Annotated in this window: 13 protein-coding genes; 6 read left to right on the top strand and 7 right to left on the bottom strand. The window is 68.5% G+C overall.

Going from position 1 to position 14,241, the window contains the following annotated elements; genetic code table 11:
- Positions 1-12: 12 nt before the first annotated feature.
- From Q344_RS0110520 to Q344_RS0110500, 5 genes are read left to right on the top strand one after another with little or no spacing between them, the layout of a single operon-like run.
- Positions 13-1,578, top strand: a complete 1,566-nt coding sequence (locus tag Q344_RS0110520; RefSeq protein WP_028286664.1) for an ABC transporter substrate-binding protein — start codon at positions 13-15, stop codon at positions 1,576-1,578.
- Between the two features lie 38 nt (positions 1,579-1,616).
- Positions 1,617-2,603 (top strand): ABC transporter permease, encoded by a 987-nt coding sequence (locus Q344_RS0110515; RefSeq protein ID WP_028286663.1) that lies wholly within the window; start codon positions 1,617-1,619, stop codon positions 2,601-2,603.
- A complete protein-coding gene (locus tag Q344_RS0110510) occupies positions 2,600-3,505 on the top strand; it encodes an ABC transporter permease (protein WP_229669266.1) in 906 nt (301 codons plus the stop codon). The genes Q344_RS0110515 and Q344_RS0110510 overlap by 4 nt, the downstream gene beginning before the upstream one ends.
- The gene (locus Q344_RS0110505) at positions 3,502-4,503 is read left to right on the top strand and encodes an ABC transporter ATP-binding protein (RefSeq protein ID WP_028286661.1); all 1,002 of its coding nucleotides are present in this window, start codon (positions 3,502-3,504) and stop codon (positions 4,501-4,503) included. The genes Q344_RS0110510 and Q344_RS0110505 overlap by 4 nt, the downstream gene beginning before the upstream one ends.
- Positions 4,500-5,510 (top strand): ABC transporter ATP-binding protein, encoded by a 1,011-nt coding sequence (locus tag Q344_RS0110500; RefSeq protein WP_028286660.1) that lies wholly within the window; start codon positions 4,500-4,502, stop codon positions 5,508-5,510. Before Q344_RS0110505 ends, Q344_RS0110500 begins: the two co-directional genes overlap by 4 nt.
- Positions 5,511-5,704: 194 nt before the next feature.
- Here the strand turns inward: Q344_RS0110500 and Q344_RS25120 are convergent, their stop codons facing one another.
- The 4 genes from Q344_RS25120 to Q344_RS0110480 all read right to left on the bottom strand — a co-directional run bounded on the left by Q344_RS25120 (position 5,705) and on the right by Q344_RS0110480 (position 10,592).
- Entirely contained in the window at positions 5,705-6,613 is a 909-nt protein-coding gene (locus Q344_RS25120) for a CobW family GTP-binding protein (RefSeq protein WP_051630553.1), read from the bottom strand.
- Positions 6,614-6,796: 183 nt separating this feature from the next.
- The gene (locus Q344_RS0110490) at positions 6,797-8,437 is read right to left on the bottom strand and encodes an amidohydrolase (RefSeq protein WP_028286659.1); all 1,641 of its coding nucleotides are present in this window, start codon (positions 8,435-8,437) and stop codon (positions 6,797-6,799) included.
- Between the two features lie 127 nt (positions 8,438-8,564).
- Positions 8,565-10,106: a phospholipase D family protein gene (locus Q344_RS0110485; protein WP_028286658.1), complete on the bottom strand. Its 1,542-nt coding sequence runs from the start codon at positions 10,104-10,106 to the stop codon at positions 8,565-8,567.
- A gap of 93 nt (positions 10,107-10,199) precedes the next feature.
- A complete protein-coding gene (locus Q344_RS0110480; RefSeq protein WP_308423377.1) occupies positions 10,200-10,592 on the bottom strand; it encodes a phage holin family protein in 393 nt (130 codons plus the stop codon).
- A gap of 218 nt (positions 10,593-10,810) precedes the next feature.
- On the opposite strand from Q344_RS0110480, the gene Q344_RS23705 reads away from it, so the two are divergent.
- Positions 10,811-11,251, top strand: a complete 441-nt coding sequence (locus Q344_RS23705) for a hypothetical protein (protein ID WP_051630551.1) — start codon at positions 10,811-10,813, stop codon at positions 11,249-11,251.
- A gap of 18 nt (positions 11,252-11,269) precedes the next feature.
- Here the strand turns inward: Q344_RS23705 and Q344_RS0110470 are convergent, their stop codons facing one another.
- The 3 genes from Q344_RS0110470 to Q344_RS0110460 all read right to left on the bottom strand — a co-directional run bounded on the left by Q344_RS0110470 (position 11,270) and on the right by Q344_RS0110460 (position 14,233).
- Positions 11,270-12,112, bottom strand: coding sequence for a hypothetical protein (locus Q344_RS0110470; RefSeq protein ID WP_028286656.1), 843 nt, complete (start codon positions 12,110-12,112; stop codon positions 11,270-11,272).
- Positions 12,113-12,256: 144 nt separating this feature from the next.
- Positions 12,257-13,174, bottom strand: a complete 918-nt coding sequence (locus Q344_RS0110465; protein ID WP_028286655.1) for a glucokinase — start codon at positions 13,172-13,174, stop codon at positions 12,257-12,259.
- A gap of 105 nt (positions 13,175-13,279) precedes the next feature.
- The gene (locus tag Q344_RS0110460) at positions 13,280-14,233 is read right to left on the bottom strand and encodes an ABC transporter substrate-binding protein (protein WP_028286654.1); all 954 of its coding nucleotides are present in this window, start codon (positions 14,231-14,233) and stop codon (positions 13,280-13,282) included.
- Positions 14,234-14,241: the final 8 nt, after the last annotated feature.

Genomic DNA, 14,241 nt, shown 5'->3' with positions numbered 1-14,241 from the left:
GAGACTGCACTCATGAAACATTGGAAATCCCTGCTCGCCGCCACCTGCATGGCCGCGCTGAGCGCCGGTTCGGCGATGGCGGAAGGCTCGGTCGTGATCGGCTCCACCGGCGTGCCGCGCCATTTCAACGGGGCGATCCAGTCGGGCATCTTCACCTTCATGCCCTCGTCCAACATCTACGCCTCGCCGCTGCGCTACTCGGACAGCTGGGAGCCCGAGCCCTATGTCGCGGAAAGCTGGGAGACCTCGGAGGACGGGCTGACCGTCACGCTGAAGCTGCGCGACGACGTGACATTCCATGACGGCGAGCCGCTGACCTCGGCCGACGTGAAGTTCTCGATCGAGACGATCAAGGCGAACCACCCGTTCAAGACCATGCTGGCCCCGGTCGCCTCGGTCGACACGCCGGACGACACCACCGTCGTGATCCACCTCGACCACCCGCACCCGGCGCTGCTGCTGGCGATGTCCCCGGTGCTGATGCCGATCCTGCCGGAGCACGTCTACGGCCCCGAGAACGGCGACATCCAGCAGAACCCCGCGAACCTGAAGCCGATCGGCGCGGGCCCCTTCAAGCTGGAGGAGTACAAGCAGGGCGAATACTACAAGATGGTGAAGAACGAGGATTTCTTCATCGAGGGCAAGCCGATCCTCGACGAGGTCTATGTCCAGATCTTCCCCGACACCAACTCCCTGATGCTCGCGCTGGAGCGTGGCGATCTGGACATGGTGCCCTTCGTCAGCTCGCCGCGTGAGCTGAAACGGCTGAGCGGGAATTCCGACCTCGTGGTCGACAGCGATCTCGGACAGGCCATCGGGCCGATCAACTGGCTCGCCTACAACACCAGGAAGGCCCCGCTGGACGACGTGCGTGTCCGCAAGGCGATCAACTACGCCATCGACCGCGATTTCATCCTGAAGGCGCTGCTCCAGGGCCAGGCGCCCGTGGCCCCCGGCCCGATCGTGCCGGGCTCGCCGCTCGCCAACGCGGGTGTCGAGAATTACGACCTCGACCTCGACAAGGCCAACGCGCTGCTCGACGAGGCCGGGCTGGCGCCGGGGGCCGACGGGCTGCGCTTCACCATCACCGCGGACACCACCGCGGCGAACGAGGAGATGGGCCGCAACGTCCTCGAATACATGAAGTCCCAGCTCCGCAAGGTCGGCATCGGTGTCGAGCTGCGCATCGCCCCCGACTTCCCGACCTGGGCCGGGCGGATCTCGAGCCACGATTTCGACGTGACCATGGACCAGGTGTTCAACTGGGGTGACCCGGTGATCGGCGTGAACCGGACCTACATGTCCTCGAACATCCGCGAGGGGGTGATCTGGTCGAACACCCAGCAATATTCCAACGCCAAGGTGGACGAGCTTCTGGAGAAAGCGGCGCTCGAGACCGATCAGGAGAAGCGGAAGGCACTTTACGACGAGTTCCAGGAAATCGTCGTGGACGAGAGCCCGATCTACTTCATCAACGTGATCCCCTACGCCACCGTCTACAAGAAGGGCCTCGCCGGCGTGCCGGACGGGATCTGGGGCGCCGTCTCTCCGATGGACGACCTTCACTGGGCAGAGTGAGCCCGGCCTGACCCCCTAGGAAGGAGAGGATCCCACCGATGCAGACCCTGCGAAAACTGACACCCGCGTTCAAGCGCGTGCTCGAGGCCTTCGGGCTGGTGATGGCGGTGGTGATCCTCAACTTCCTGCTGATCCAGATGGCCCCGGGCGATCCGGTCGAGGTCATCGTCGGCGAGATGGGCGGCGCCTCGGAAGAGCTGATCGCCCAGCTGCGCCAGCAATACGGGCTGGACCAGCCCGTGTTGCACCAGCTCGGCATCTACCTCGGCAAGGTGCTGACGGGGGACCTGGGCTATTCCTACTACTTCAACACGCCGGTGCTGGACCTGCTGTTGCAGCGCGTGCCGGCCACCGTGCTGCTCTGCCTCTCGGCGCTCTTCGTGGCGGTGCTGGTCGGCACCTTCGCCGGCGCCTTCTCGGCGCGGAAGCCCGACGGGGCGGGCAGCCACATCGTCACGGTGATCTCGCTCGTGGGCTATTCGGCGCCGGTCTTCTGGATCGGGATGATGCTGCTGATCCTCTTCGCCTCGGTCTGGCCGATCTTCCCGGTGGCCGGGATGCAGTCGCTCAGGAAACCCTCGGGGTTCGCCTATTACCTCGACATCCTGCACCACCTCGTGCTGCCGACGATCACGCTGGCGATGATCTACATCGCCTATTACTCCCGCCTCGCCCGGACCTCGATGATCGAGGTTCTGGGCCAGGATTACATCCGCACCGCCCGCGCCAAGGGCCTGCCCGAGAACAAGGTCATCTGGAAGCACGCGCTCCGCAACGGGCTGATCCCGATCGTGACCATGGTGGGCCTCCAGTTCGGTCAGCTCTTCGCCGGCGCCGTGCTGGTCGAGACGGTGTTCAACTGGCCCGGCCTCGGGCGGCTGGCCTACGAATCCATCCTGCGGCGCGATTACCCGACCCTTCTGGGCATCCTGCTGTTCTCGGCCGTGCTGGTGATGATCGCCAACCTGCTGACCGACATCGCCTACCGCCGGATCGACCCCCGCATGAGAAAGGCCCGGACATGATGAGCAGCGAACCGATGCAGGCCACCGCCGCCCCGGTCGAGGCCGCGCCCGCCGCGAAGCCCGACCACCCGATGCGGGAGACGCTGAAGATCTTCCTGAAGAACAGGTCGGCGGCGGGCGGGCTGATCCTGCTCGGGCTGATCCTCTTCGCGACGATCTTCGGGCCGGCGATCTACGGGGTCGACCCCTACGAGATGGTCTGGATGCCGCTCTCGCCCCCCGGAGACGGCACCCCGCTCGGCACCGATTACATCGGGCGTGACATCCTGGCCGGGATCCTCGTGGGCGGGCGGGTGACGCTGATCGTGGGCGCCGTCTCGGCCGTGATGACCATCGTGATCGGGCTCGTCGTGGGGTCCTTCGCCGGGTTCTTCGGCGGACGGGTGGACGCGGCGCTGATGAAGTTCACCGAATTCTTCCAGGTGCTGCCCTCGCTGCTGCTGGCCATGGTCATGGTGACGATCTTCTCGCCCAGCCTCGGGACCATCATCTTCGCCATCGGCATCGTCGGCTGGGCCCAGATCGCCCGCCTGACCCGGGCCGAGTTCATGCGGATCGCCAGCCTCGAATACGTGAAGGCCGCCCGCGCGGCGGGGGCCAGGGACGGCTACCTGATGTTCCGGGTGATCCTGCCGGGGTCGCTGCCGCCGATCGTGGTGGCCTCGGCGCTGGTGACGGGCGCCTCGATCCTCTTCGAGGCGGGGCTCTCGTTCCTCGGCCTCGGCGATCCGAACCAGCTGAGCTGGGGGCTGATCATCGGGCAGAACCAGAACTACCTGATGGACGCCTGGTGGACCGTGACCTGCCCGGGCATCGCCATCTTCCTCACGGTGCTCGCGATCAGCCTGATCGGCGACGGCATCAACGACGCCTTGAACCCCAGAGCGAGGAAACGCGGATGACCGGCACTCCCTTCCTTGAGGTCCGCAACCTCACCGTCGAGATGAAGGGCGAAAGCGGCGCGATCCGCGTGCTCGACGACGTCTCGCTGAGGATCGAACGCGGCAGGACGATGGGCATCGTGGGCGAGAGCGGCTGCGGCAAGTCGATGACCGCGCTCGCCATCATGCGCCTGCTGCCGCCGGGGTTCGAGATCACCGCCGGGCAGGTGCTGGTCGAGGGCGAGGACATCACCCGTGTGCCCGAGGCCCGGATGCGGGCGCTGAGGGGCAACGACATCTCGATGATCTTCCAGGAGCCGATGACCTCGCTCAACCCGGTCTTCACCGTGGGCGACCAGATCGCCGAGGCGGTGAAGCAGCACCAGGGGCTTGATGCCGGGGCGGCCGAGCAGCGAGCGATCGAGATGCTGAAGGCGGTGCAGATCCCCGGGGCCGAGGCGCGGCTGCATGCCTATCCGCACGAGTTCTCGGGCGGGATGCGCCAGCGGGTGATGATCGCCATGGCGCTCGCCTGCCAGCCCCGGCTGATCATCGCGGACGAACCGACGACGGCGCTGGACGTCACGGTGCAGGCGCAGATCTTCGCCCTGATGCGCGAGCTCCAGCAGGAGACGGGGACGGCGATCATGCTCATCACCCACGACCTCGGCGCGGTGGCCGAGCTGGCCGACGACGTCGCCGTCTTCTACGCCGGGAAACGGATCGAGAGCGGCCCGGCCGGCGCGATCCTGCGCCACGCCGCGCATCCCTATACCTCGGGGCTGATGTCCTGCACCCCGCGCCTGCGCCTCAGCGCGGCCGCGCGGGACGGCGCGGCGGTGCTGCGCGAGATCCCCGGCATGGTGCCCCAGCTGGGCAGGATGCCGCAGGGCTGCCGCTTTGCGCCGCGCTGCCCGCTGGCCGACGACCGCTGCCGGAGCGTGATGCCCCCCGACGTGGAGGTCGGCCCGGCCCATGCGGCCGCCTGCTGGAAAGCCGAAACGGAGGTCATGGCATGAGCGACGAACTTCTCAGGGTGAACGGCCTCAAGGTCCATTTCGACGCGGGCCGCGCGCCCGGCGGCGGGCGCCGGACGGTGCACGCGGTGGACGGGGTGGATTTCTCGGTCAGGAAGGGCACGAGCTACGGCATCGTGGGCGAAAGCGGGTCGGGCAAGTCGACCATCGCGCAGGCGATCATGCGGCTGGTGCCGATCACCGAGGGGTCGATCTTCCTGAAGGAACACCAGATTTCGGGGCTGGAGGGGCAGAGCCTGCGGGCCGTCCGCGACCGCTTCCAGATGGTGTTTCAGGACCCGTTCTCCTCGCTCAACCCCCGCAAGAAGGCCCGCGCGGCGATCCGCGAGCCGCTGGACCTCCTGGGGATCGGTGACGAGAAGGGCCGCGACAAGGTGGCCGAGGACATGCTGGCGGCCGTGGGGCTGCACCGCGAGGCCGGTCGGCTCTTCCCGCACCAGTTCTCGGGCGGGCAGCGGCAAAGGCTCTGCATCGCGCGGGCGCTCGCCTCGCGGCCCGAGCTGATCGTCTGCGACGAGCCGGTCTCGGCGCTCGACGTGGCGATCCAGGCGCAGATCCTGAACCTGCTGCGGCAGTTGCAGGCCGAGATGGGGCTGTCCTACGTCTTCATCTCGCACGACCTGGCGGTGGTGCAATATGTCTGCGACGAGGTGGCGGTGATGTATCTCGGCGAATTCGTCGAGAAGGCGCCGGCGGCGAAGCTCTTCTCCTCGGCGATGCATCCCTACACCTGGTCGCTGATGTCGGCGGCGCTGTCGCCCGAGGCCGAGCGCGGGACCCTGGCGAAACGGCCGCTCCTGGGGGGCGAGCCGCCGAGCCCGACCGCCCCGCCGCCAGGCTGCCGCTTCGCCGCCCGCTGCCCCTTCGCGACCGAGCGCTGCCGGGCGGAGAAGCCCGCCCTGCGCGGGTTCGGCGAGGGGCACCGGGTCGCCTGCCACTACGCGGGCGAGCTGGAGCCGCCGATCCCGGAACTGAGGCGCGCGGCCTGAGGCCGGGCGCTGCGTGCAGGTCACGCACCCCGGGGCGGTCGGGACGGGGCGGGGTGGACCCGCGCGCGCCCCGGGCTGTTGCCGGAGCGCCCGGCCCGGGAGGCGGGCCCGGCCAGGACCCGGCGGTCCCTCGTCGTTCCCTGCGCGGCGCTTGCCGATCTTCCGGTGCGCGGGATGGCCGAAGCCCTTGCGGTTCAGGCGGCCTCGATCCGCCCCAGCCCCGCAAGTCCCGCCGGGTCGAATCCCGCCTTCAGCCCGATGCAGACCACGCCTGTCTCGTGCGGGCCGGAGATCGGCTCCACCGCCCATCTCTCGCCCACGACCTGGATCAGCACCAGCCCGCCCTCGGCATTCCGGACGTAGCCTTTCGCGCGGACCAGCCCGTGCCCGCCCTCGGCCAGCTCCCGCGCCAGCGCGACGGCATCCACCGCGCCTTCGGGCTGCAGCACGACCGAACGGAAGAGGCCCTCCGCATGACCGCTCACCCGGTGTCCGCGCCGGGGCAGGGGGACCGAGCCGAGGAGCGCCTCGTGCGGCACCTGGCCTTGCGTGCAGGGGATGATCCGGGGTCCGGGCACCGCCTCGCGCAGCCACGCCGTGACCGCCTCGAGCTCCGCCTCGGGGACGAGGTCCGTCTTGTTCAGCACGAGGATATCGGCATCCGCGAGCTGCCGCAGGATCGTGTCCGCGAGGTAGCGGTTGGCGGCCGTGGTCCGGATCCCGGCCGCATCCGCCATCACCACCACGCCGTCCCCGCGCATCCCGTCCACGAACATCAGCGAGGCGAGGATCGAGCCGGGGATCGCCACGCCCGAGCTTTCCAGCAGGACCTGGTCGGGCGGCGGCGTCATCTGCTGCACCTGCATCAGCGCGCCGACGAGGTCGTCGCCGTATTCGCAGCAGACGCAGCCGCCGGCGATGGAGATGAGCGCGTCCCCCTCGGCCTCGATCAGGTCGCGGTCGATCGGCAGGGCGCCGAATTCGTTCACCATCACCGCGAGGCGCAGGCCCGAGGTCCTGAGCAGGTGATTGACCAGGGTGGTCTTTCCGGCGCCGAGATAGCCGCCGATGATCGTGACGGGGAGGGTTGGGGTCATGGGCATGGGGTGCCTGTCCGGATGGGGCTTCTGGAGCGCGGGATCGGGTGATGAGAGGGGGACCGGGGGGCGAGGGACCGCAATCGGCCGGTTCGTGGATCACGGACCGTGGAGACCTGGGTGCATCCCTCACCACGAGGCACCGATCCGCCCCCGGCGGATCGGGGGCGCCTGGTCACGACCGTCGCCTCAGATCGTTTCGGCCGCGAAGATGCGGCCGCCCTGCACGGTGCCCCAGACGGCCACGTCCTTCAGCGCCTCGGGGGCGACCTCGTAGGGGTCGTCCTCGAGCACGGCGAAATCGGCGCGCTTGCCGGCCTCGATCGAGCCGATCAGGTGGTCCATGCCCAGCGTGAAGGCCGCGCCGAGGGTGATCGCCTCGAGCGCCTCGGCCACGGTGATCTTCTCGCCCTCGCCCTGAACCCGTCCCGAGGCGGTGATGCGGGTGACGGCGGCCCATGCGGTGAAGAGCGGCCCGAGCGGGGTCACCGGCGCGTCGGAGTGGATCGTCATCGGCACGCCCGAGTCGAGCGCGGTGCGGCAGGCGTTCATCCGCTCGGCGCGCTCCGGCCCGACGGTGTACCTGTAGTGTTCGTCGCCCCAGTAGAAGTGGTGGTTCGCGAAGAGGTTCACGCACATCCCGAGCCGCGCCATCCGCCTGAACTGCGCGGGCGTGGCGAGCTGGCAGTGCTGGAGCGTGAAGCGGTGGTCCCGCGAGGGGCTCTTCTTCAGCGCGGCTTCGAGCGTCTCGATGGCGAGCTCGGTCGCCTCGTTGCCGTTGGTGTGGGTGTGGACCAGAACACCGGCCTCGAGCGCGCGTTCATAGATCTCGGCCATCTGCTCGGGCGCGATGTACCACAGGCCGTTCGGCGCGCCGTTCTGGTAGCCGGGCCAGAGCAGCCGGGCGGTGAAGCCCTGGATGGAACCGTCGGCGACCACCTTGATCCGCCCGAGGTCGCAGCGTTCGGTGGATTTCGCCTTCAGCCCGGCGGTGAAGGTCACCAGGTCCTCAGGCGACATGCCGAGCATGATCCGGAAGGGCACGAGGCAGAGCGGGTAATCCTTCGCGCCGGTGACCTTCAGCGCCTGCTCGACCGACTCGTCCGTCAGCGCGCGGGCGAGGTCCGTCGCGGTGGTGACCCCGGCGCGGACGCAGAGCCGGGCGTAGGAGATCAGCCCCTCGGACGAGCCCTCGATCGCCTTGCCGCGGTCGAAGCCCACCTTGGCGCCGGCGGGGCCCATGATCTCGGGGCTCCTGAGCTCGCCCATGGGCAGCCCGTCGCCGCCCAGGGGGATGCCCGGGTGGTTCATGCCGGGCTTCAGGAGGCCCGCCTTTTCCAGCGCGGCGCTGTTCATGTTCATGATGTGGCCCGAGGCGTGCATGATCACGATCGGCCGGTCAGCGCAGGCCCGGTCGAGGTCCTCGCGGGTGACGCGGACGTTGTCCATGTAGATCGGATCGAGCCCCCAGCCAATGACGAGCGGCTCGTCGGGCCTCGCCTCGGCCGCGGTCTTCAGCCGCTCGACGATGGCGTCGATCGACTTCAGCCCGTCCCACACCCTCCCGTCCGGGTCCGTCCGGTCGAACCAGCCGAGGTAGGTGCCGTCCCATGTCGATCCGGCGCTCGAATGGGCGTGCCCCTCGACGAAACCGGGCATCAGCACCTTGTCGGCGAAGGTCTCGTCCAGCGTGTAGGCGCCCCAGCGTTCCAGCTCTTCCAGCGTTCCGGCCCCGAGGATCCGGCCGTCCCGCACCGCGACATGGGTTGCCACCGGGCGCGCATGGCTCATCGTGTGGATCTTCTTCGCGGCGTAGATCGTGGTCGGCATGGAATGTCCTGTCGTGGCTTCATCGGGCAGGGCTGCCCATGGTCCAGTCAAGACGAGCGGCGGGCGCCGCGACAGGTCCAGCCCGCGTCATTCGGCGGATCCAGCCGGGACGCGCGGCGCCCGCGGCTCAGAGCATCCACTCGACCGGCAGCCAGCTCATGAAGGTCACGACGGCGCGCTGGAAGGCGCTGGTGTTGGGTTCGACCTCGAACTGCTCGTCCGTCGCGTCGCGGGTCAGGAACCACACGATCCGGCCGTCGTCGTCGAAGGTGACGCGGTAGTAATCCTCGACGTCGTCCAGCGCCGCGGCCATGTTCGCGGCGATCTCGGGGCTGTCGATCAGATAGCCCATCTCGGTGTTGAGCGAGGCCGAGCGCGGGTCGAAGTTGAACGACCCGATGAAGACCCGCCGGCCGTCGATGGCGAAGGACTTGGCGTGCAGGCTCGAGCTCACGCCCAGCGGATCGGGCACCAGCGCGGTGTTCTCGTTCGGCGAATCCGAGCGGAGCTCGAGCATCTTCACGCCGTCTTCCAGCAGCTGGGGCCGGTACTTCATGTAGGCGCTGTGCACCGGGGCCACGTCGTTCGATTCAAGCGAGTTCGTCATCACGCGGGTGTCGACGCCCTTCTCGGCGAGCGATGTCAGAAGGGCGGTCCCCTCGTCGGCCGGGATGAAATAGGCCGAGATCAGGTCGACCTTCTCTTCCGCCGTGGCGAGGATCTGGCCCAGCTTCCTGACGAGCAGATCCTCGCGGGCGACCTCTTTCTGGGTCTTCGCCGGATCGTCGGTCAGAAGCTGCACCTCGGTCCAGTCGAAGAAGCCCTCCTCCGAAGTCAGGTCGGCCATCAGGTTGGAGGTCCGGATCTTCTCGACATAGGCCGACCCGTCCACCGACTCGCGCGCGGCCGCGCCCGCATCGGCCACCTGCTGTGCCCCGTCCGGCGCGTCCTCCAGCAGCAGCTCCGCCGGGTAGGCCGCGGCGCTGGACCAGTAGGCGTCGAAGGTCTCCTGCGTGGCCTGCGCGACCGGGCCCATGGCGATGACGTCGAAGTCGAAGTAATGCGCGCCCTCGCCGAACTCGAAATAGATGTCGCCGATGTTGCGGCCCCCGATCACCGAGACGGCGCCGTCCGCGGTCATCGACTTGTTGTGCATCCGGTGGTTCAGGCGGGAGAAGTTGAACGTGTAGGACAGAAGCTTCGGGCTGCGCAGGGTGAACGGATTGTAGAGGCGGACCTCGAAATTCTCCATCGCGTTCAGCCCCGAGAGCATGTCGTCCAGCCCGGGGATGCCGTTGTCGTCCAGCAGGAGCCGCACCCGCACGCCGCGCTCGGCGGCCTGCCGCAGTTCGTCCAGCAGCAGGAAGCTCGTCGTGTCCATCTGCCAGATGTAATATTGCGCGTCGATCGTCTCTTCCGCGTTGCGGGCCAGCAGGACGCGCGCCGCCAGAGCCTCGGGCCCGTCCGCCAGCGGGTAGACACCGCTCAGGCCGGGGTTCTTCTCGGATTCGGACAACGAAAGCGCGCCGAGGGTGGTGTTCTCGGAGGCGGGCACGCCCTCGGAGGTCTCCACCCCGCTCTTGTCCGGCAGGGGGAAGAGGTAGCCCATGCCGATCACGAAGACGACGAGCAGCACGACGATGACGAAAAGGAAGCGGATCACGCGCATGGGAAGGCCTCTCAGCTGGGGGGGGCGTCGGACCCCGGGGCAAAGGGTGTCTCCGGGCGGGCGACCGTCGCGGCGGCCCGCGCCGCAGGTTGATCAGAGGTCGCGACGCTCTTCCCGGTGGTGCTGGACCAGTTCCTTGAAGACATAGATCGGCAGGAGAATCGCCGCGACGAGGCTGCCGATCCACACCAGCAGCGTGGCGGCGAGCCAGTTGGACAGCCCGCCCATGTGGAAGCCGTCCATCAGGATGTCGACGATGAAGAGCACGACGAAGATCGTCACCAGCGCGATGCCGCCGCGGATCTGCGGGATGTACTGGATCGCCGTCTTGGTCACCAGCGGCCCGAGCAGCGTCTGGATGCCCGAGAAGAGGGCGACGGCGAAGACGAAGGAGAGGACGTCGATGCGGAACCCGGGAAGCAGCAGCGTGGCGAGCAGCAGACCCGCCGCGTTGGCAAGTAGATAGGCCAGAAGGGAGTAGATCATCTTCAGCACGGCGGGTTCTCCGGAGATTGCGTAGATGTATTTTGGATACCGTAGGAATTGTGTTGTGACAATCGAATAGGTGACGCAGGGGAAGTCAGTGGCCGATTTCCCGCAGCCCGTGATGCATCGCCGCCGGGCCCCTGCGGCGTCCGCACTGGACGGAAAAACCTGAGCGTGCAAACCTGAGCCCGGTTGCAATCCTGAGTTCGGGTCAGCGCATGGCAGAAAGAACCGTCGGCACCACCGCCAAGAACCTTCTGCTCGCGCTGATCAACGCGACGCTGATCCTCGTCATCATCTGCCTCTGGCTGGCGTGGAAGGTGCTGGACGCCGCGGAAGGCGTCTCGGCCCAGCTGAACCAGGCGACCGAGGCGGTGCTGCCGCTGCGCGAGGACGTCGCCGCCCTGACGGCCGAGATCGCGGGGGCGCGATCCGATCTGGCGGAGCTGCGGAGCGCGGAAGGTGCGGCCGCCGCCGCGGGGCTCGCCGAGCGGCTGGACCGGATCGAGGCGCAGCTTGAAGCCGTGACCGGGACCATCGCCAGGGTGCAGGCCGATCCGGATGCGCTGATCGACCGCGCGATGACCCGCGCCTTCGACGAATTGCGCGCCATCGTGGCCGAGCTGGTCGGCCTCCGGGGCCGGCCGACGGGGGGCTGAGTACGGGGCGCCGCGCTCTCAGCGCGCCAGGGCCTGCTCCATGTCGCGGATGGTGGCGAGCATCACCCCGTCATCTTCCTGCACCAGCCCTTCCTGCCCGCGCTGGGTGTCGAGGATCGTGCACATGACCACCCAGAGCATCGCGGGAAAGACGAAGGTCCGCCAGTTGATGCTGTGGCCCGCCAGCCCCTCGCGTCCTCCGAGCAGCAGGAGCGCGATGATCGCGATCATCAGGGTCATCGACTGGCTCGCGTCGGCCACGGGCACGTTGAACGACTGGACCCGGATCAGATGCGCGTCGAGCACGTCGTTCATGGCCCCCGCCATGAAGGTCCGGACCGGGGCCGGGACATCGTCGCGCTGTGTCGCCTCGACGGTCAGCGGCCAGAGCTTCGATTGCGCCTCGAGTGTCCGGCCGATGAAGGCGAAGAGCGCCGCGCGGTCGCCGGCCAGCGGCTGATCCGGGAAGATGCGGGAATTGGCGTAATCGTAGAGCGCCCGTTTCAGCTCGGTCGCCCCGGGCTCGGGCAGGTAGTCGGTGCGCAGGAAGGCGGTGCCAAGGGCGTTGGCCTCGCGCAGCAGCGTCTCCTTGTGGCCCTGGAAGGTGCTGAGCGCATTGCCGAAGGTGAAGGCGAGGATCAGGCCCAGCAGGGCGAGGATGGCGCCGAGCGTCGTGTCGCCCACGCTCACGTCGACATCGAGGCCGCGCGACATGCGCCAGCCGCGCTGCCAGCGCCCGACCAGCACCCCCGTCAGCGCGCAGAGCGGCAGGATGATGAGCAGGATCAGTTCGGCGGTGATCAGGGAATACCTGTTCAGGGTGATCCCCGAATAGGCCTCGGCGAGAGTGGTCGTGTCCATCCACAATGTCCCGAAAGGGCGTCCCGGCGGGCGCACCCGGTGGACGCGAGCGTCGTCGGATGGAGTAGAGCACCGTGCGCGCCGCGCGGCAACTCTCCGTTGAGCGCCTGTGGCGCGAGACCGCAAGGGTGGCGCGGCGCGGTGTCAGGCCTCGCGCGCGGCGTCGAGCCGGGCACAGCCCTTCAGCGCGGCCGAATCGTCGCGGATGATCCAGATCGGGGTCACCAGGTCGAATTCCAGCGGGATCGCCCGGTCGTATTCCCGCAGGAAATCCGCCCGCGCCGGAGAGGTCAGGATCGCCCGCGCGACCGAGCCCGAGAAATAGAGCCCCGCATCCGGCATGAAGGCCAGCTTCAGGTTCCGCGCGAGACGGCCGATCAGCCCGGCATAGAAGGCGCGGGCCTGCTGAACGTCCGCCGCCGCCTCGTCCGCGAGGATCTCGGCCGGCAGGCCGCTCCGGCCGGTCATGGCGGCCAGGATCCGGGCCAGGCCGCTGCCGGAGAAGACATCCTCGACGGTCCCGAAATGCCCGGCGCGCTCGCCCAGTTCCGCCCGCAGCGGCGTGGCCACGTCGTCGGGCAGGGCGAGGTGGCCGTGTTCGGAGCGCAGGCATTGCGCGGTGCCGCCGGTCCAGAGCACCGGCGAGACGTTGAAGCCGGTCCCGATGCCCGCGACCAGCGATTGCGAGCCGCGGCCTGCGCCGCCGGTGTGGCCCACGGGGATCAGCCCCTCGGCATCCAGCGCCGGGAGCGCGTGGCCGAGCGCCTTGAGGTCGTTCACGAAGGCCACGTGGCGCGCGCCGAACCCGGCCGAGAGCGCGCGGGCGTCGAAGCTCCAGTCATGGTTCGTCAGCCGGGCGCGGCCGGGGTTCACCGGGCCCGCGATGGCGACCACGATCTCGTCCGGGCGTTCGCCCGCCATCGTGAGGAAATCCCGCAGGAGGGTTTCGAAATCCGGGAAGTCCCGGTTGACGAAGCTGCGCACCGTGCCGGGAAGCACCTCTCCGGCGGACGACAGCGCCATCCGCGTGTTGGTTCCGCCCACGTCCGCGATCAGCCGCATCTCGCCTCTCCTGCCTGCATCCGTTTCATCTGCCCGTTCGGGGCGCCGAAAACAAGTCAGCCCGGGCACATCGACCCGGGCTGACCGCGTTTCGGGCGGGTCGGATCAGAACGGGCTGTCCGGGAAGTAGAACTGTTCGGCGTTCTCCGGTGTCACCAGCTGCGAGCCGATGATGAAGCGGCCCGAGACCGGGGTCGGGGAGACGAGGCCGAGCGCCGTCAGCTCGATCGCGGTGGCGATCTGCGCGGGCGGGTAGGTCACGTTCACCGGCAGCATCGGGTCGCCGTCCATGATGCGCTTGATGATCTCCTTCATGCCGGCGCCGCCGACGACCCACATCTCGTCGTTGCGGCCCGCCTGGTCGATCGCTTCCAGCACGCCGACGGCCATGTCGTCGTCCGAGGCCCAGACCGCGTCGATGTCGTCATACTTGGACAGGAAGTCCTGCATCACGTTGAAGGCGTCGTCGCGGTTCCAGTTGCCGTGCTGCATGTCGAGCACGTTGATGCCGGAGCCCTCGATCGCCGCCTGGAACGCCTCGACCCGCTCGTTGTCGAGCGTCGTCGGGATGCCGCGGAGCACGACGATGTTGTCGCCTTCCTGCAGGTTCTCGGCGAAGTACTCACCCGCCGCGCGGCCGAAGCCCGGGTTGTCGCCGGCGACGTAGAGGTCCTCGATCCCCTCCTGGCTGAGGCCGCGGTCGACGACGGTCACCCAGATGCCCTGGTCCGCGACCGCCTGCACCGGCGCGGTCAGCGGCTCGGATTCGAAGGGCAGCACGACGAGAGCGTCGATGTTGCGGGTGGCGACCATGTCCTCGATGTCGTTGACCATCTTGCCCGCGTCCCCGGCGGTGGAGAGGACGAAGTCGAGGTTGGGGTAGGTCTCTTTCAGCCGGTCGATGGCCGCCTGCGCGTGCCAGTTCAGCCCGCCCATGAAGCCGTGGGTGGCCGAGGGGATGGCGACGCCGATGGTCTGCTTGTCCTGCGCCACGGCGGGCGCCGCCAGTGCCATCGTCGCGGCGAGCGCCGCGCCCTTGAAGATGTCTCTGCGTTTCATGTGGTTTC

The organism is Pseudooceanicola nanhaiensis DSM 18065 (assembly GCF_000688295.1).
GTDB classification, from domain to species: Bacteria; Pseudomonadota; Alphaproteobacteria; order Rhodobacterales; family Rhodobacteraceae; genus Pseudooceanicola; species Pseudooceanicola nanhaiensis.
Note: the sequence above shows the minus strand (reverse complement) of the source record. Positions and strands in the feature narration are given on the sequence as shown.